17 protein-coding genes are annotated in these 17,703 nt (G+C 71.3%); 7 read left to right on the top strand and 10 right to left on the bottom strand.

Annotation, left to right across the window (positions count from 1 at the left end; all coding sequences use genetic code 11):
- Window positions 1–3: 3 nt before the first annotated feature.
- Genes ABT114_RS17235 through ABT114_RS17200 form a run of 8 tightly spaced genes read right to left on the bottom strand, consistent with a single transcriptional unit; the run spans window position 4 to window position 6,953 of the window.
- Window positions 4–1,998: an NADH-quinone oxidoreductase subunit 5 family protein gene (locus tag ABT114_RS17235; RefSeq protein ID WP_351143301.1), complete on the bottom strand. Its 1,995-nt coding sequence runs from the start codon at window positions 1,996–1,998 to the stop codon at window positions 4–6.
- Entirely contained in the window at window positions 1,995–2,384 is a 390-nt protein-coding gene (gene nuoK / locus ABT114_RS17230; RefSeq protein ID WP_351143299.1) for an NADH-quinone oxidoreductase subunit NuoK, read from the bottom strand. The genes ABT114_RS17235 and nuoK overlap by 4 nt, the downstream gene beginning before the upstream one ends.
- Complete coding sequence (locus ABT114_RS17225) at window positions 2,384–3,049, bottom strand: NADH-quinone oxidoreductase subunit J family protein (RefSeq protein ID WP_351143297.1); 666 nt, start codon at window positions 3,047–3,049, stop codon at window positions 2,384–2,386. The genes nuoK and ABT114_RS17225 overlap by 1 nt, the downstream gene beginning before the upstream one ends.
- Window positions 3,046–3,630, bottom strand: coding sequence for a NuoI/complex I 23 kDa subunit family protein (locus ABT114_RS17220; RefSeq protein WP_351143295.1), 585 nt, complete (start codon window positions 3,628–3,630; stop codon window positions 3,046–3,048). The genes ABT114_RS17225 and ABT114_RS17220 overlap by 4 nt, the downstream gene beginning before the upstream one ends.
- A gap of 2 nt (window positions 3,631–3,632) precedes the next feature.
- Entirely contained in the window at window positions 3,633–4,601 is a 969-nt protein-coding gene (locus tag ABT114_RS17215) for a complex I subunit 1/NuoH family protein (RefSeq protein WP_351143293.1), read from the bottom strand.
- A complete protein-coding gene (locus ABT114_RS17210; RefSeq protein ID WP_351143291.1) occupies window positions 4,598–5,962 on the bottom strand; it encodes an NADH-quinone oxidoreductase subunit C in 1,365 nt (454 codons plus the stop codon). Before ABT114_RS17210 ends, ABT114_RS17215 begins: the two co-directional genes overlap by 4 nt.
- Window positions 5,959–6,567, bottom strand: a complete 609-nt coding sequence (locus ABT114_RS17205; protein ID WP_351143289.1) for an NADH-quinone oxidoreductase subunit B — start codon at window positions 6,565–6,567, stop codon at window positions 5,959–5,961. Before ABT114_RS17205 ends, ABT114_RS17210 begins: the two co-directional genes overlap by 4 nt.
- Window positions 6,558–6,953, bottom strand: coding sequence for an NADH-quinone oxidoreductase subunit A (locus ABT114_RS17200; protein WP_351143741.1), 396 nt, complete (start codon window positions 6,951–6,953; stop codon window positions 6,558–6,560). The genes ABT114_RS17205 and ABT114_RS17200 overlap by 10 nt, the downstream gene beginning before the upstream one ends.
- Window positions 6,954–7,143: 190 nt before the next feature.
- On the opposite strand from ABT114_RS17200, the gene ABT114_RS17195 reads away from it, so the two are divergent.
- Together ABT114_RS17195 and ABT114_RS17190 are read left to right on the top strand one after the other, a co-directional pair.
- Entirely contained in the window at window positions 7,144–8,382 is a 1,239-nt protein-coding gene (locus ABT114_RS17195; protein ID WP_351143287.1) for a sensor histidine kinase, read from the top strand.
- Window positions 8,383–8,491: 109 nt separating this feature from the next.
- Window positions 8,492–9,835 (top strand): sensor histidine kinase, encoded by a 1,344-nt coding sequence (locus tag ABT114_RS17190; RefSeq protein ID WP_351143285.1) that lies wholly within the window; start codon window positions 8,492–8,494, stop codon window positions 9,833–9,835.
- Between the two features lie 111 nt (window positions 9,836–9,946).
- Here ABT114_RS17190 and ABT114_RS17185 read toward each other — a convergent pair whose 3' ends face one another.
- Window positions 9,947–10,927, bottom strand: a complete 981-nt coding sequence (locus tag ABT114_RS17185) for a quinone oxidoreductase family protein (protein ID WP_351143283.1) — start codon at window positions 10,925–10,927, stop codon at window positions 9,947–9,949.
- A 207-nt stretch (window positions 10,928–11,134) separates the two neighbouring features.
- Between ABT114_RS17185 and ABT114_RS17180 the strand changes: the two genes are divergently transcribed.
- The 3 genes from ABT114_RS17180 (at window position 11,135) to ABT114_RS17170 (ending at window position 15,122) form a co-directional block, all read left to right on the top strand.
- Complete coding sequence (locus ABT114_RS17180; RefSeq protein WP_351143282.1) at window positions 11,135–11,806, top strand: LuxR C-terminal-related transcriptional regulator; 672 nt, start codon at window positions 11,135–11,137, stop codon at window positions 11,804–11,806.
- A 315-nt stretch (window positions 11,807–12,121) separates the two neighbouring features.
- Entirely contained in the window at window positions 12,122–14,050 is a 1,929-nt protein-coding gene (locus ABT114_RS17175) for a 2-oxoacid:acceptor oxidoreductase subunit alpha (protein ID WP_351143280.1), read from the top strand.
- Window positions 14,043–15,122: a 2-oxoacid:ferredoxin oxidoreductase subunit beta gene (locus ABT114_RS17170; protein WP_351143278.1), complete on the top strand. Its 1,080-nt coding sequence runs from the start codon at window positions 14,043–14,045 to the stop codon at window positions 15,120–15,122. The genes ABT114_RS17175 and ABT114_RS17170 overlap by 8 nt, the downstream gene beginning before the upstream one ends.
- 81 nt (window positions 15,123–15,203) lie before the next feature.
- Here ABT114_RS17170 and ABT114_RS17165 read toward each other — a convergent pair whose 3' ends face one another.
- Window positions 15,204–15,587 (bottom strand): winged helix-turn-helix transcriptional regulator, encoded by a 384-nt coding sequence (locus ABT114_RS17165; protein WP_351143276.1) that lies wholly within the window; start codon window positions 15,585–15,587, stop codon window positions 15,204–15,206.
- 90 nt (window positions 15,588–15,677) lie between these two features.
- Between ABT114_RS17165 and ABT114_RS17160 the strand changes: the two genes are divergently transcribed.
- Together ABT114_RS17160 and rarD are read left to right on the top strand one after the other, a co-directional pair.
- Entirely contained in the window at window positions 15,678–16,532 is an 855-nt protein-coding gene (locus ABT114_RS17160) for an SDR family oxidoreductase (RefSeq protein WP_351143274.1), read from the top strand.
- A gap of 186 nt (window positions 16,533–16,718) precedes the next feature.
- Window positions 16,719–17,690 carry an EamA family transporter RarD gene (rarD, locus tag ABT114_RS17155; protein ID WP_351143272.1) on the top strand — a complete coding sequence of 324 codons (972 nt, stop codon included), beginning with the start codon at window positions 16,719–16,721 and terminating at the stop codon, window positions 17,688–17,690.
- Window positions 17,691–17,703 lie beyond the last annotated feature (13 nt).

Below are 17,703 nucleotides of genomic sequence, written 5' to 3'. Positions count from 1 at the left end.
TGCTCACGCTCCCGTGGCGACGAGGACGGCGGCGACCGCCAGGACGACGGCGCCGGCGAGCAGCGCGCTCACATAGGTCTGCACATTGCCGGTCTGGGCACGCCGTACGGCGGCACCGAGCCAGCGGGGTAGGGCGCCCGCGCCGCGTACGTAGGTGTCGACGACCTCGCGGTCGAGGAACCGGACGAGGCTCGCTCCGGCCTGGACCGGGCGGACGAACAGCACGTCGTACACGGCGTCGAGGTGGAAGCCGACGGCAGCGTGGCGGTGCAGCGGGCCGAGCAGGAGGCGGCCCGGGTCGGCCGGGTCGGGCGCGTAGGCCACGTCGCCGTAGGCGGGCTTGTGGCTGGCGATGGCCTCGGCCTCGACGAGTCCGGCGTCGCCCTCGGGGTGAGCGGCGACCGCGCCCATCGGGGCCCAGGCGGCGAGCGCGGTGGTGCGCTGCCAAGCGCCGTAGGTGACCAGTCCGCCGACCAGGGCGAGGCCCGTGCCGAGGATGGACGTGGTGAGCGTCGGCGTCAGGTCACGGCCGTCGAACCAGCTGGGCAGCGCTGCGTAGGCGAGCCCGCCGAAGGCGAGGGAGGGGACGGCGAGTACCCACAGCACGACGGTCATGGTGAGGGGCTGGCGCCCGTGGTCCGGGGCCTCGGTGCCGTGGCCGCGGAAGGCGAGCAGCCACAGGCGGGTCGCGTACGCGGCGGTGAGCAGGGCCGTGAGCAGCCCCGCGACGAGGACGGTCCAGCCCGCGGCGGCGGGGGCGTGCTCGGTGTGGCCGACGATGACGTGTTCGGCGGCGCCGAGGACGGACTCCTTGGAGAAGAAGCCGCTGAACGGCGGGATCGCAGCGAGTGCCAGGAGCGCCACGGTCATCGTCCAGTAGGCGTCCGGGACGCGGTCGCGCAGGCCCGTCATACGGGACATGGCGGCCAGCGAGTTGGTGCCGGCCGCGTGGATGATCACGCCGGCCGCGAGGAACAGCAGCGCCTTGAAGGCGCCGTGCGAGAGGAGGTGGAAGACGGCGGCACCGCGGTCGCCGACGGCGAGAGCGCCGGTCATGTAGCCGAGCTGGCCGATCGTCGAGTAGGCGAGGACGCGCTTGATGTCGTCCTGGGCGAGTGCCGCGAGGGCCGAGCCGGCCATCGTGACGGCGGCCATGACGGCGAGGACGACCATCGCGGCCGAGGAGGCCTGGAAGACGGGGAGGAGACGGGCGACGAAGTAGACACCGGCGGCCACCATGGTCGCGGCGTGGATCAGGGCGGAGACGGGTGTGGGGCCCGCCATCGCGTCGGGGAGCCAGGTGTGCAGCGGGAACTGCGCCGACTTGCCCGCCACGCCCGCCAGGAGCAGCAGGGCGACCAGCGTCGGGTGGTCGAGCCCGCCGCTCGCGACCATGCCGAGGACCTTGGTGATCTGGAAGCTGCCGGCGTCGGTGGCGAGGGCGAACAGGCCGATGAGGAAGGGGACGTCGCCGAGCTTGGTGACCAGGAAGGCCTTCAGGGAGGCGGCACGGGCCTCCGGGGTCTCCCAGTAGTGGCCGACCAGGAAGTAGGAACAGATGCCCATGACTTCCCAGCCGACCAGCAGCACGATCAGGTCGCCCGAGTAGACGACCAGGAGCATCGCGGAGGTGAACAGGGAGACGAGGGCGGCGTAGGAGGGGTAGCGCGGGTCGTCGCGCAGGTAGCCCGTCGAGTAGATCTGCACACAGGAGGCCACGAAGCCGACGAGGACGGCGACCAGGGCGGCGAAGCCGTCGATGTGCAGGGCGAGTTCGACGGGGACGGAGCCGGTGGGCGTGAGCTCGGTGGCGGCGTCGACGGCCTGGCCACCGCCCTGGCGGACGGCGACCAGCGCGGCGAGGACGAGCGCGGCGAGCGTCGGCAGGACGGCGAGCGGCCGCACGAAGCCGGGGGCCGTGCGGCCCAGGAGCAGGCCGGCCGCGGCGCCCAGGAACGGGAGGAGGGGGACGAGGGCGGCGAGGGTGGTCGTGGTCACGCGGTGGCCTCAGCCTTCTCGGCCTGCTCGGCCGCGAGGGCGTCGCTGTCGGATCCGTCGGTGTCGGGTCCCTCGGCGGTGTCGCGGAGCTTGTCGATGTCCGAGGTGCCGCGGTTGCGGTGGACGGCGAGGACGATCGCCAGGCCGATGCCGATCTCGGCGGCGGCGATGGCGATGGTGAACAGGGTCAGGGCCTGGCCGGAGTGCAGGGTCTCCTCGGCGGTCCTGCTGAGCCAGACGTCGAAGGCGACCAGGTTGAGGTTGACGGCGTTGAGCATCAGCTCGACCGACATGAGCACCAGGATCGCGTTACGGCGGGCGAGGACGCCATAGAGGCCGGTGCAGAAGAGGAGGGCGGAGAGCACCGCGGGATAGGCGAGGTGCATCAGCGGACGCCTTCCTTGTCGGCCTTGTCGGCCTTGTCGGCCTCGTCGGCCACGATGGCCTTGCTGTCCTGGTCTGCCGTCGGGGTGGTGGCGGGGGTGGTTGCGGCGGTGGTCGCCGTCGCGTCCGCCTTCGCCTTGCGGGACAGGACGATCGCGCCGACCAGGGCGGCGAGGAGGAGGACGGAGAGGGCCTCGAAGGGGAGGACCCAGTTCTGGAAGAGGCTCTCGCCGGTGACGCGGGTGGTGCCGGCGGGCTCGCCGTCCAGGTCGATCCAGGTGGCGCGGAAGGCGTCGACGACGACCCAGACCAGGGCGGCCGCGGCGGCGACGGCCACGGTGAGGGCGGCCCAGCGGTTGCCGGAGTCGGCGTCCGGGGAGCGGCCGATGGGGGCCCTGGTGAGCATCAGACCGAACAGGAGGAGGACGACGACGGAACCGACGTAGATGAGGACCTGCACCCAGGCGATGAACTCGGCGGTGAGCAGGAGGTACTCGACGGCCAGGCCGCCGAGGGTCGCCACGAGCCACAGGGCGGCGTGCACCAGCTGCCGGGTGGTGACGGTGACGAGCGCGGCGCCGAAGGTGACCAGGCCGACGAGGAGGAAGGCGATCTCCACGCCCGTCGGGGAGAGGAAGCCGTGCGGATCGGCTGAGGCGAGGGTCACGACTGTCCTTCCTGCTGCTCGTTCGGCTCGGCCTGGGCGGCGGCCAGTTTCTCGGCGGTCTTGCGGGCGGCGGCGATCTCCTTCGGTTCCTCCGCGGCCGGGTCGAGGGCCGGCGGGGGCGGGACCGTCCACATCCACTCGCGGAGCTTGTCGCGTTCGTGGGTGAGGTCGCGGATGTCGGTCTCGGCGTACTCGAACTCCGGGGACCAGAACAGGGCGTCGAAAGGACACACCTCGATGCAGATACCGCAGTACATGCACAGGGAGAAGTCGATGGCGAAGCGGTCGAGGACGTTGCGGCTGCGCTCACGGCCGCCGGGGGCGGCCGGGGGGACCGTCTCCTTGTGGGAGTCGATGTAGATGCACCAGTCGGGGCACTCGCGGGCGCACAGCATGCAGACCGTGCAGTTCTCCTCGAACAGGCCGATCACGCCGCGGGTGCGGGGCGGGAGGTCTGGCTGGACCTCCGGGTACTGCTCGGTGACGGTCTTCCTCGTCATCGTGCGGAGGGTGACGGCCAGGCCCTTGGCGAGGCCGGAGCCGGGAATGCGGGGCCGGGTGGGCGGGAGAGGCTCAGCCATGACTACTGGATCACCACCTTGACGATGCCGGTGAGGGCGATCTGGGCGAGGGAGAGGGGGACGAGGAGGGTCCAGGAGAACTTCTGGAGCTGGTCCTCGCGCAGGCGGGGGTAGGTGACGCGGAGCCAGATCACGACGAAGGCGAGGATCGCGGACTTCAGCAGGGTCCAGACCCAGCCGAGGCCGTCGGCGCCCCAAGGGCCGTGCCAGCCGCCCAGGAAGAGGACGGTGGTCAGGCCGCACAGGACGACGATTCCGGCGTACTCGGCGAGGAGGAACAGGGCGAAGCGCAGGCCGGTGTACTCGGTGTACGCGCCGAAGATGATCTCCGAGTCGGCGACGGGCATGTCGAAGGGCGGGCGTTGGAGTTCGGCGAGACCGGCGACGAAGAAGACGAACGCGCCGGTGATCTGCCAGGGCAGCCACCACCAGTGGAAGGCGTCGACGATGCCGGGGAGGGAGACCGTGCCGGCTGCCATCGCCACCGAGGCGGCGGCGAGGAGCATCGGGAGCTCGTAGGCGAGGAGTTGGGCGGCGGTGCGCAGGCCACCGAGGAGGGAGAACTTGTTGGCGGAGGCCCAACCGGCCATGAGGGAGCCGAGGACGCCCACGCCCATCACGGCGAGCACGAAGAAGATGCCCGCGTCGACGACCTGGCCGACGGCGCCCTCGCCCGGGCCGATGGGGATGGCGAGGAGGACCACAAGGTACGGCAGGAGGGCCACGGCGGGGGCGAGCTGGAAGATACGGCGGTCCGCGCCCGTCGGGACCACGTCCTCCTTCTGCGCGAACTTCACGCCGTCCGCGACGAGCTGGGCCCAGCCGTGGAAGCCACCGGCGTACATCGGGCCGAGGCGGCCCTGCATGTGGGCCATCACCTTGTGCTCGGTCTGGCCGACGATCAAGGGGAAGGTGAGGAAGACGCCGAAGACGACGAGGAGTCGCAGGGCGACGTCCAGCGCGTCGTTCACTGCGGGCCTCCTTGGGGGGTCGTGGGGGCGTCGGGGGTGGTGGGGTCGTCGTTCGAGGTGGGCTCTTCGGGGGCCGGATCCTCAGGGGCGGGCGCGTCCGACGGAGGCGCTTCCTTCGGCTCGGGTTCCTCGAAGGCCGGGCGGGCGTGGTGCCACGGGGCGTCCGGGCTGCGAGGACCGGTGGAGGGTCGGGAGGGCGTGGCCGGCGCCGTCGCGGCTGTGGGAGCGGTCGGGGCCGTCGGGGCTTCAGGGCGCTGGGAGGCGGACCCCTCAGAGGCGGTGCGCGCGCGACGCGGACCCGTGGGACGCGGACCCGCGGGACGCGCCGGACCGGACCGGCCTCCGGAGGCCGGCGTTTCCGTCGCCTCCGTCGCCTCCGTCGGTTCTGCCGCCTTCGTCGACTCTGTCGCTTCCGTCGACTCTGTCGCTTCCGTCGGTCCGGTCGCTTCCGTCGGTCCGGTCGTCCCCGTCGGTCCGGTCGCCCCCGTCGGACCTGTCGCCCCCGTCGGACCTGTCGCCCCCGTCGGTCCGGTCGCCCCCGCCCGCTGCGAAGCCGACCCCGCGCTCGCGCTCCGTGCGCGGCGGGGGGCGCCCGGCGCCCTCACCGGCGCCTCCGTCGGCGCACCCGCGCCCGTGCCGGTGTCCGTGCCCGTCCCCGTATCCGTCGGCGTACCCGCAGCCGCCACCTGGCTGGCCGAGCCCTCCGAAGCCGTGCGGGCGCGGCGTACCGGGCGGTCGCCGGCGGCTCGGCCCGCGGCTCGGGTGGGGCGGGCAGGGGCAGGGGGGAGTTGGCCCTTCAGGGGGCCCCATTCGTTCGGGTCGGGGACGCCCGGGGGGAGCATCTGGCGGCGCTTGGGGCCGCCGTGCTCCGACTCCCCCGGTTCCTTGGCGCCGGGCCAGGCCTTGGCGACCCGTGCCGCCAGGACGAAGTCCTTCCGCAGCGGGTGGCCCTCGAAGCCCTCCGGGAGGAGGAGATGGTCCAGTGCCGGGTGGCCCTCGAAGGCGACGCCGAACATTTCGTGGGTCTCGCGCTCGTGCCAGGCCGCGCCCGCATAGACGTCCACGGCGGACGGCAGGACCGGGGCCTCGTGCGGGACGGTCGTGCGCAGCAGCAGCCGGCGTACCGGCGACGGCGGCAGGGCGGCCACGTGGGCCGAGACGCGGAAGCCGACGCCCGGTTCGTCGACCGCGCTCAGCCAGTCGAAATAGGTGCAGCCCAGCTCGTCGCGGGCGACGAGCAGCGCCGCGATCCAGGAGGCCGGCGGTACGTCGACCGTCAGGACCTCGTACGACTCCTCGGCCGTGGCCTCCGTACCGAAGAGCTCTTCGGCGGGGGCGGGCAGCCAGCCGACCGTGGTCATCGCTCCTCCCCCGCCGGGGACGGGGCCGGCGGCGGCTGCACCAGCCCGCTCTGGAGCGCGGCCACGGAAGGCCGCGCCGTCCCGTACCGCTCGGCCAGCGACTCCCGCGCGATCTTCTCCTGGAGCTTCAGGATTCCCTGGAGCAGGGCCTCCGGGCGGGGCGGGCAGCCGGGGACGTAGACGTCCACGGGGATGATCTGGTCGACGCCCTTCGTCACCGAGTACGAGTCCCAGTACGGACCGCCGCAGTTGGAGCAGGCGCCGAAGGAGATGACGTACTTCGGCTCGGGCATCTGCTCGTACAGGCGCTTCACGGCGGGGGCCATCTTGTCCGTGACCGTGCCCGAGACCACCATCAGGTCGGCCTGGCGCGGGCCCGGCGCGAAGGGGATGACGCCGAGGCGGATGAAGTCGTGGCGGGCCATCGACGCGGCGATGAACTCGATCGCGCAGCAGGCGAGGCCGAAGTTGAAGACCCACAGCGAGTAGCGGCGGCCCCAGTTCAGGACCACCTTCATCGGCTCCGGAGCCAGCCGGGCGAGGGCGCCCAGCCGCTTCGGCTCGGGGAGCAGCACGGGTTCAGGAGCTGAGGGGGTCACGTCCATGTCAGGACGCCCTTCTTGTATGCGTACAGCAGGCCGACGGCCAGGAAGCCGAGGAAGATGAACATCTCCACCAGCGTCGTCGCGCCATAACCATGGTCGGCGAAGACCGTCGCCCAGGGAAAGAGGAAGATCGAGTCGACGGCGAAGATGACGTACAGGAACGCGTAGACGTAGTAGCGGACCTGGGTGTGGGCCCAGCCCTCGCCGACGGGGTCGACGCCGCACTCGTACGTCAGGAGCTTCTCGGGGGTGGGGACCACCGGACGCAGCAGGCGGCCCGCCCCGAAGGCGACGGCGACGAACAGCACGCCCATGACGGCGAGCAGTCCGACGACCGAATAGGACTGGAAGTAGTCCGCCGCGACGACGACGGTCGGGTCCCGCAACGTCTCCGACAACGTCCGCCCCTCGCTCCACTCTGTGTTCGACGATCTGTCTCGCACGGGAGTCTAGGCCCTGATAAAGAGACGGTAAGCAGCCCGTCACACCTCGGCATCCGGAGGTGGGGTTTTCCCCCGTTGATCGCGGCGGCCGACCTCATGGCGCGGCGGCTCGCCGCACGGCACGCTAGCCCGTATGACCCCAGCCAAGCCTTCCGCCGACAGGGCCGCCACCGAAGACCGTGACGATCTCCTGCCCCCGGCCCGCCTCGCCTACGACCCGCAGACCTGGAAGGAGATCGCGCACCTCCTGGCGAACCTGCCGATGGCGCTGTTCGGCTTCATTTATGTGGCGACGGCGCTGTTCGTCTCGGGCATGCTCACCCTCACCGTGGTCGGGTTGCCGCTGCTGGCGCTCGGGCTGATGGGGTCGCGGCTGCTGGGCCGGTTCGAACGGGGCCGGGCGCGGGCGCTGCTCGGGGTGCGGATCGACGAGCCGAGCCCGCTGCCGCTGGGCCGGACCGAGGGGTTCGTCCCGCGGCTCTGGATGGCGGTGAAGGACCCGGTGGGCTGGCGCGCGGCCCTGTACGACGTCATACGGCTGCCTTGGGGCATCCTCACCTTCACCGTCACGCTGACCTCGCTCTTCGTGCTGTGGCCGGTGCTGCCGTACCTGGCGCGCGGGCTCAGCAACGCGGACCGGGCGATGGTGCGCGCGCTGCTGTCGCCCTCCGACGAGCTGGAGCGGCGCATCGCCGAGCTGGAGTCCGACCGGGGTGTCGTGGTCGACACGGCGGCGGCCGACCTGCGGCGCATCGAGCGCGACCTGCACGACGGGGCCCAGGCCCGCCTGGTCAATCTGGCGATGGGGCTCGGCCTGGCCAAGGAGAAACTGCTGGAGGGCCAGTCCGACGAACACGTGGCGGCGATGGTCGAGGAGGCGCACGGCGAGGTGAAGCTCGCGCTCCAGGAGCTGCGCGACCTCGCCCGGGGCATCCACCCCGCCGTTCTCACCGACCGCGGCCTGGACGCCGCGCTGTCCTCGGTCGCCTCGCGCTGCACGGTGCCGGTGAAGGTGACGGCCGAGCTGGGGTCCAGACCGGCCGCGGCCATCGAGGGCATCGCCTACTTCACCGTCTCGGAGCTGCTCCAGAACATCAGCAAGCACAGCGGGGCGAAGTCGGCCTCCGTCGACGTGTGGCGGTTGGAGGACCGGCTGCTCATCCAGGTCCGGGACGACGGCCGCGGGGGCGCGCGTCTCGACGGCGGCAGCGGTATGCGGGGCCTGGCCGAGCGCCTCGACGCCGTCGACGGCCTGTTCGTCGTCGACTCGCCGCCGGGCGGCCCGACGACGGTGACGGCGGAACTGCCGTGGCGGGAGCGGTCGGCGGACTCCCGGCGGGGCGACGGCCACCGGGATGGCCACCGGAGGTAGGGAAAACCCCCCGTCCAAGACGCCGACGGACTCCATGGTCCGCTGACCTGCGGCCGAGCAGGGTGGAGGTACGACAGCCGACCCGCCGACGAGCAGAACGGACGACGCGATGGCCAGCGAGTACGGACAGGAGTACCGCCAGGTGTACGAGCACGGGGAGCACCACCAGCGCCACCACCGGGTGCCGGCCGCGCTGCGGGCGCCGTTCGAGGCGCGCACCTGGCGCGAGTTCGCGTACGTCCTGCTGAGCCTGCCGATCAGCGTCCTGTTGTTCACGTACGCGGTCACGATGGTCTCGGTCGGCGCGGGGCTGCTGGTGACCTTCCTCGGCATCCCGGTGCTGGCGGCCGGGCTGGCCGGGTGCCGCGGGTTCGGGGCGCTGGAGCGGGCGCGGGCGCGCGGGCTGCTCGGCCTGGAGGTGGCGGCCCCGGAGCCGCTGCGGGTGCGCAGGCACGGCGCGATGGCGTGGATGGGCGCCTTGCTGAAGAGCGGCTCGTCGTGGCGGCAGCTGCTGTACGCGGTGCTGCACTTCCCGTGGGCGGTGTTCTCGTTCTGCGTCGCGGTGGCGTTCTGGGCGTCCGGGTGGGCGTTGCTGACGTATCCGCTGTGGTTCTGGGTCTTCCCGATGTACGGCGGTCAGGGCGGCCTCCAGCTGTACGGCGACGAGCAGCACCGGGTCTACCTCGACAACCCCTTCGAGATCACCGTCACCGCGCTGGTCGGCCTGCTGTTCACGCTGGCCACGCCGTGGATCGTACGGGCGCTGACGTTGGTCGACCGGCTGCTGGTGCACGGGCTGCTCGGGCCGTCGCGGCTGGCGTCGCGGGTGGTGGAGCTGGAGTCGGACCGGGGTGTCGTGGTCGACACGGCGGCGGCCGACCTGCGGCGCATCGAACGGGATCTGCACGACGGGGCTCAGGCGCGGCTGGTGGCGCTGGCCATGGATCTCGGGCTGGCGAAGGAGAAGCTGGCGGAGGACCCGCAGGCGGCGGCGCGGATGGTGGACGACGCGCACGGTGAGGTGAAGACGGCGCTCCAGGAGCTGCGCGACCTCGCCCGGGGCATCCACCCCGCCGTGCTCACCGACCGCGGCCTGGACGCCGCGCTGTCCGCCGTCGCCTCGCGGTGCACGGTGCCCGTGCAGATGGACGTGGACCTCGCGGAACGGCCGGCGCCGGCGATCGAGGGGATCGCGTACTTCACGGTCTCCGAGCTGCTGCAGAACATCAGCAAGCATGCGCGGGCCACATGGGCGACGGTGGATGTGTGGCAGGTGGAGAACCGGCTGCTGCTTCAGGTCGTGGACAACGGGGTGGGCGGGGCGGACGCGTCCGCGGGGTCGGGGCTGGCCGGGCTTGCGGGGCGGCTCGATGCGGTGGACGGGATCCTGGTGGTCGACTCGCCGGCCGGTGGGCCGACGCGGGTGACTGCGGAGCTGCCCTGGCGGGGCTGAACACGTGCCCTGGGCTGCTGCGGGCGGGTGGGTGTCACTCGCCCGCGCCTGTCCGGTGCCGCTCTCTGTGGCACGAGGCACGACTGCCCGCAACTACACGACTGCCCACACCTAAGCGACCCTCAGCACCACCTTGCCCCGATTCCGCCCCTCCCCCAGCAACCGATGAGCCTCCCCCGCCTCCTCCAGCCCGTACTCCTCCGTGATGTCGATCCGTACGTCCCCGGACGCCACCAGACCCAGCGCGCTCAGTGCATGCCGGCGCAGGGCCTCCGGGTCGCGGCGGGACAGGTCGCCGATGTTGTAGCCGGTCAGGGTGCGGTTGTTCTTCCAGATGGGGAGAACCGGGAGGGTGAGGTCGGGGTGGCGGGCCGCCTCGCCGTACACGGTTACGCGGCCGAAGGGGGCCAGTACGTCCATGCTGGCCAGGCGGGTGGGGCCGCCGACCGGGTCGAGGACGATGTCGACGCCCCGGCCGTCCGTGGCCGCCCGCACCGCCTCGGGGAAGCCGTCGCGGACGAAGACGTCGTCGTAGCCGAAGGTGCTGCGGGCGTACTCCGCCTTCTCGGGCGTGCTCACTGTGCCGTACACCGCCGACGCGCCCAGCGCGCGGGCGATCTGGGCGGCCGCGCTGCCGACGCCGCCCGCCGCCGCGTGGACGAGGACCCTGTCGCCGGGGGCGACGCGCGCCGCGCCGGCCAGGACACCGTAGGCCGTGGTCAGGACGAGGGCCGCGCCACCGCCGGTACGCAGGTCCACCTGGTCGGGGAGGGGGAGGACGAAGGAGGCGGGGGCCACGGCGTACTCGGCGTAACCGCCGCCGTCGGGCAGGTAGGCGGCGACCCGGTCGCCGACCGAGAGCCCCTCGACTCCCTCCCCCAGTGCGGCCACCCGGCCCGACGCCTCCAGGCCCGTGACGGTCTCGCCGTCGGGGGCGCCGAAGTCGCCGAGGCGGTGCTGGATCTCGCCGTAGTTGACGCCGGCGTAGGCGACGCGGATCAGGACCTCGCCCGGGCCGGGTTCGGGGTCGGGGAGGTCGACGAGGCGCAGTACCTCCGATCCGCCGGTCTCCTTGAACGCGATCGCCCGCACGAGCCTGCCCCCCAGCCTCGGGCATCCGGTGCCCGATGATCGACAACTTGCCTGTGGCAGGCCGAAACCCGGCGTGTCGTGCACGTATTCCCGTTGCCCGGGCGCGGGCGGATCCAAATGCTGGAATGCTGGACGGACATAGCTGGACGGACATATTGGTGCGGGCGGGCGCCATCGGGGAACGCCGGGGTGTGGGGGCCGAGGATCGTGGAGGACAGGGTGCGGGTGGTCATCGCCGAGGATTCGGTGCTGCTGCGGGAGGGGCTGACCCGGTTGCTGACCGACCGCGGGCACGAGGTCGTCGCCGGGGTCGGGGACGCGGACGCCCTGGTCAAGACGATCACGGAGCTGGACGCGGAGGGCGCGCTCCCGGACGTCGTGGTGGCCGACGTGCGGATGCCGCCGACGCACACGGACGAGGGGGTGCGGGCCGCCGTTCAACTGCGCAGGACGCATCCCGGACTGGGTGTGCTGGTGCTGTCGCAGTACGTGGAGGAGCGCTACGCCACCGAACTGCTGGCCGGTTCCAGCCGCGGCGTCGGCTATCTGCTCAAGGACCGGGTGGCCGAGGTGCGCGAATTCGTGGACGCGGTGGTGCGGGTGGCCCAGGGGGGTACGGCGCTCGACCCGGAGGTGGTCGCACAGTTGCTCGGCCGCAGCCGAAAGCAGGACGTGCTCGCGGGGCTCACCCCGAGGGAGCGGGAGGTCCTGGGGCTGATGGCGGAGGGGCGGACGAACTCCGCGATCGCCCGGCAACTGGTGGTGAGCGACGGGGCGGTGGAGAAGCACGTCAGCAACATCTTCCTGAAGCTCGGCCTGTCCCCGAGTGACGGGGATCACCGACGCGTTCTCGCGGTGCTCACCTACCTGAATTCGTGACGGGCTGGCACTGTTGCCGACACCGATTAGTTGAACCGCAGAACCGCAGAACCGCAGAACCGCAGAGCGATTGAACCGCAGAACCGGACAGCGATCGCCGAGCGTCTTCAAGGCAAGTACCAGGGGGCGGGTGAACCGTGCCGAGCCGGGCCGGGCCGTCCGGGGCCTGTCGCCTCTGGGCGTCGAACCGCCCCGAAGCGGTGACGGTCGCGCGAATGACCCGGGGAAGGCGCCCCTTGCGGACGTAGGGTTGATGTTGGGAAGGCCTTCAAGGAGGCCGCTCCCAGACAGCCGCCTCGAGGGAGGTCCAGTTCAGTGACCAGCCAGGTCAGCAGCGCAGCGGAACAGGCCGACGGAGCCGTCGTAGGAGAGCAGCGCAAACCGGGCGGGGCGAAGGACGTACAACGCCTCGACCGGGTGATCATCAGGTTCGCGGGTGACTCGGGTGACGGTATGCAGCTCACCGGTGACCGCTTCACCTCGGAGACGGCGTCGTTCGGGAACGACCTGTCGACCCTGCCGAACTTCCCCGCCGAGATCCGGGCCCCCGCCGGCACCCTCCCCGGCGTCTCCTCCTTCCAGCTGCACTTCGCCGACCACGACATCCTCACGCCGGGGGACGCGCCGAACGTCCTGGTCGCGATGAACCCGGCGGCCCTGAAGGCGAACATCGGGGATGTGCCGCGCGGCGCGGAGATCATCGTCAACACGGACGAGTTCACCAAACGGGCGATGCAGAAGGTGGGGTACGACGCGTCGCCGCTGGAGGACGGATCACTCGACGGCTATCAGCTGCATCCGGTGCCGCTGACGTCGTTGACCGTCGAGGCACTGAAGGATTTCGACCTCAGCCGTAAGGAGGCCGAGCGGAGCAAGAACATGTTCGCGCTCGGCCTCTTGTCGTGGATGTACCACCGGCCGACCGAGGGCACCGAGAAGTTCCTGACGTCGAAGTTCGCGAAGAAGCCCGACATCGCGGCCGCCAACATCGCCGCGTTCCGCGCGGGCTGGAACTTCGGTGAGACGACCGAGGACTTCGCGGTCTCCTACGAGGTCGCCCCGGCGGCGAAGACCTTCCCGGTGGGCACCTACCGCAACATCTCCGGGAACCTGGCCCTGTCGTACGGCCTGATCACCGCGAGCAGGCAGGCCGACCTGCCGCTGTTCCTGGGTTCGTACCCGATCACCCCGGCCTCGGACATCCTGCACGAGCTGAGCAAACACAAGAACTTCGGCGTACGGACCTTCCAGGCCGAGGACGAGATCGCGGGCATCGGCGCGGCCCTCGGGGCGGCCTTCGGTGGCTCCCTCGCGGTGACGACGACCTCCGGTCCGGGCGTGGCGCTGAAGAGCGAGACCATCGGTCTCGCCGTCTCCCTGGAACTGCCGCTGCTGGTGATCGACATCCAGCGCGGCGGCCCGTCGACCGGTCTGCCGACCAAGACGGAGCAGGCCGACCTGCTCCAGGCGATGTTCGGCCGCAACGGCGAGGCCCCGGTCCCGGTGGTCGCCCCGCGCACCCCGGCCGACTGCTTCGACGCGGCACTGGAGGCGGCCCGGGTCGCGCTGACGTACCGCACCCCCGTCTTCCTGCTCTCCGACGGCTATCTCGCCAACGGCTCCGAGCCCTGGCGCATCCCCGAACTGGACGAGCTGCCGGACCTGACCGTGCAGTTCGCGCAGGGCCCCAACCACACGCTGGACGACGGCAGCGAGGTCTTCTGGCCGTACAAGCGCGACCCGCAGACCCTCGCCCGCCCGTGGGCGGTCCCGGGCACACCGGGCCTGGAGCACCGCATCGGCGGCATCGAGAAGCAGGACGGCACGGGCAACATCTCCTACGACCCCGCCAACCACGACTTCATGGTCCGCACCCGGCAGGCCAAGATCGACGGCATCGAGGTTGCGGACATCGAGGTCGACGACCCGGACGGGGCACAGACCCTGGTCCTGGGCTGGGGATCGACGTACGGCCCGATCACGGCGGCCGTCCGTCGGCTGCGCACGGCCGGGGAGTCGATCGCGCAGGCGCACCTGCGGCATCTCAACCCCTTCCCCCGCAACCTCGGCACGGTGCTGCGGCGCTACGAGAAGGTGGTGATCCCCGAGATGAACCTCGGGCAGCTCGCCACCCTCGTCCGGGCGAAGTACCTGGTCGACGCCCACTCGTACAACCAGGTGAACGGCATGCCGTTCAAGGCGGAGCAGCTCGCCACGGCGCTCAAGGAGGCCATCGATGGCTGAGACGTCCACGGAAGGCACGGGCACGATCGAGGCGCTCTCGCTCGTCCCCAAGGCCGAGGCCAGGCAGTCCATGAAGGACTTCAAGTCCGATCAGGAAGTGCGCTGGTGCCCCGGCTGCGGTGACTACGCGATCCTGGCCGCCGTGCAGGGCTTCATGCCGGAGCTGGGGCTGGCCAAGGAGAACATCGTCTTCGTCTCGGGCATCGGCTGCTCGTCGCGCTTCCCGTACTACATGAACACGTACGGCATGCACTCCATCCACGGCCGCGCGCCCGCGATCGCGACGGGGCTCGCCTCCAGCAGGCCCGACCTGAGCGTGTGGGTGGTGACGGGTGACGGCGACGCGCTGTCGATCGGCGGCAACCACCTGATCCACGCCCTGCGCCGCAACGTGAACCTGAAGATCCTGCTCTTCAACAACCGGATCTACGGCCTGACGAAGGGGCAGTACAGCCCGACGTCGGAGGTCGGCAAGATCACCAAATCGACGCCGATGGGGTCTCTGGACGCCCCCTTCAACCCGGTGTCCCTGGCCATCGGCGCCGAGGCGTCGTTCGTGGCGCGCACGATCGACTCCGACCGCAAGCATCTGACGGAGGTACTGCGGCAGGCCGCCGCGCACCCCGGCACGGCGCTGATCGAGATCTACCAGAACTGCAACATCTTCAACGACGGCGCCTTCGAGGTGCTGAAGGACCGGCAGTCGGCACAGGAGGCGCTGATCCGCCTCGAACACGGGCAGCCGATCCGCTTCGGGCCGGACGGCGCGCGCGGTGTCGTACGGGACCAGCAAACGGGTGACCTGAAGGTGGTCACCGTGACCCCGGAGAACGAGGCGCAGATCCTGGTCCACGACGCCCACTCCGCGTCCCCGACCACCGCCTTCGCCCTCTCCCGGCTGGCCGACCCGGACACGCTCCACCACACCCCGATCGGCGTGTTGCGCTCGGTGGAGCGGCCGGTCTACGACACGCAGATGGCCGACCAGCTGGACACGGCGATCGAACAGAAGGGCAAGGGAGACCTGGCGGCGCTGCTGGCGGGCGGCGACAGCTGGACCGTCGTCGGCTGACCCCCTCAACGGCGGTTCATCCGGACAAAGGTTCGGACAAAGGTTCATCCGGACCAGAGATTCTTGATGCGGCCCGGGCTCTCAGGCCCGGGCCTCGTCGTAGGCGCGGCGTGCCTTGTCCACCTCGTCCATCCGCTCGTGGGTCCACATCGCCAGCGCGCGGACCTGCTCGGCGGCCTCGCGTCCCAGCTCGGTCAGGGAGTAGTCGACGCGCGGCGGTATGACCGGCTTGGCGTCCCGGTGCACCAGACCGTCACGCTCCAGGGTCTGCAACGTTTGCGTCAGCATCTTCTCGCTGACCCGGCCGATCGCCCGGCGCAGTTCGCTGAAGCGGTACGGGCGGTCCAGGAGCTCGATCAGGACGAGCACGCCCCAGCGGCTGGTGAGGTGTTCCAGGACCAGTCGGTAGGGGCACATTCCCTCGGCGAGCTCGTACTTGCCGGCTTCCACGCTACTTACTGCCATGTCGGTACCTTACTTCAAAGTGGGTACTTTCACTTAGTTAGCGCTTCTCGTAGGTTTGGTGACACCGCACCCCACAAGGAGATTCAGATCATGAGCATCGTTGTCACCGGAGCCACCGGACACCTCGGCCGCCACGTCGTGGAGCAGCTGCTGGAGAAGGTCCCGGCCGAGCAGATCACCGCCGTCGTGCGCGACGAGGCCAAGGGCGCCGCCTTCGCGGCCCGGGGCGTGAAGCTCGCGGTCGCCGACTACAACACCCCCGAGACCTTCGACGGCCTCTTCGCGGCCGGCGACAAGGTCCTGCTGATCTCCGGCAACGAGTTCGACAAGGGCCGCGTCCAGCAGCACCAGGTCGTCATCGACGCCGCCAAGGCGGCCGGTGTCGCCCTGCTCGCCTACACCAGCGCCCCCGGCAGCCTGAAGGCCGCGCTCGCCGACGACCACCGCGGCACCGAGAAGGCTCTGCTCGCCTCCGGCCTGCCCTACGCGCTGCTCCGCAACGGCTGGTACCACGAGAACTACACCGAGAACCTGGCCCCCGAGCTGGAGCACGGCGCCGTCGTCCACGCCGCCGGCGAGGGCCGGCTCTCCTCCGCCTCGCGCGCCGACTACGCGGCCGCCGCCGTCGCCGTGCTGACCGGCGAGGGGCACGAGAACAAGACGTACGAGCTGGGCGGCGACGAGGCGTGGAGCTTCGCCGAGTACGCGGCCGAACTGAGCAAGCAGACCGGCAAGGAGATCGTCTACAACTCCGTCTCCACCGAGGCCCTCACCGGCATCCTCACCGGCGCCGGGCTGCCCGGAATGTTCGCCACGATCCTGGCCGGCGTGGACGCGTCCATCGAGAAGGGCGAGCTGGTCGTGACCTCCGGCGACCTGTCCCGCCTGGCCGGCCGCCCGACCACCCCGCTCTCCGAGGCCATCGCCGCCGCACTCAAGGGCTGACACTTCCCCGTTCGGCCTGGTTCGGCCCCGGTCGGCCTGTTCAGCATCTTTCGGCCACGTCCGGCGCCTTGGACGCACCACCCCGCCTGTCATGACCGTATGACGATACGGGCATGACAGGCGGGGGCGCTCGACGTTACCTTCTGCATACACGCGCCTGCGTGTGCGAGCGAGAAGGAGGGGCCCGTGGCCGGAGAGTCGAGGGGCGAGCGGCGGACAGGTCTGCTGAACGGCTTCGCGGCATACGGGATGTGGGGGCTCGTCCCCCTCTTCTGGCCCCTGCTGAAGCCCGCCGGCGCGGCGGAGATCCTCGCCCACCGGATGGTGTGGTCCCTCGCCTTCGTCGCCGTCGCGCTCGTCGTCGTACGGCGCTGGGCCTGGGCGGGCGAGCTGCTGCGGCAGCCGCGCAGGCTGGCGCTGGTCACCGTGGCCGCCGCCGTGATCACCGTGAACTGGGGCGTCTACATCTGGGCCGTGAACAGCGGGCACGTGGTCGAGGCCTCCCTCGGATACTTCATCAACCCGCTGGTCACCATCGCGATGGGCGTGCTGATCCTGAAGGAGCGGCTGCGGCCCGTGCAGTGGGCGGCCGTCGGCGTCGGCTTCGCCGCCGTACTGGTCCTCGCCATCGGCTACGGCCAGCCGCCGTGGATCTCCCTCTGCCTCGCCTTCTCCTTCGCCACCTACGGGCTGGTGAAGAAGAAGGTCGACCTCGGCGGCGTCGAGTCGCTGGCCGCCGAGACCGCGATCCAGTTCCTGCCCGCGCTCGGCTATCTGCTGTGGCTGTCGGCGCACGGGGATGCCACCTTCGCGACCGAGGGCGCCGGGCACTCCGCCCTGCTGGCCTCGACCGGCATCGTCACCGCGCTCCCCCTCGTCTGCTTCGGCGCGGCCGCGATACGGGTACCCCTGTCCACGCTGGGCCTGCTCCAGTACCTGGCCCCCGTCTTCCAGTTCCTGCTCGGCGTCCTCTACTTCGACGAGGCCATGCCGCCCGAGCGCTGGGCCGGCTTCGCGCTGGTCTGGCTGGCCCTGGCGCTGCTCACCTGGAACGCGCTGCGCACCGCGCGACGCGCCGCGCTGCTGAGGGCGGCCGGGACCGGCGCGCCCCGGGTTCCCACGCCGGCGCCTGCCGGCTCTGCCACAGTGGACGCCTGACCGGCTCTGCCAC

The sequence above is a fragment of the Streptomyces sp. NPDC002088 genome (assembly GCF_040296605.1).
Classification (GTDB): domain Bacteria; phylum Actinomycetota; class Actinomycetes; order Streptomycetales; family Streptomycetaceae; genus Streptomyces.
Note: the sequence above shows the minus strand (reverse complement) of the source record. Positions and strands in the feature narration are given on the sequence as shown.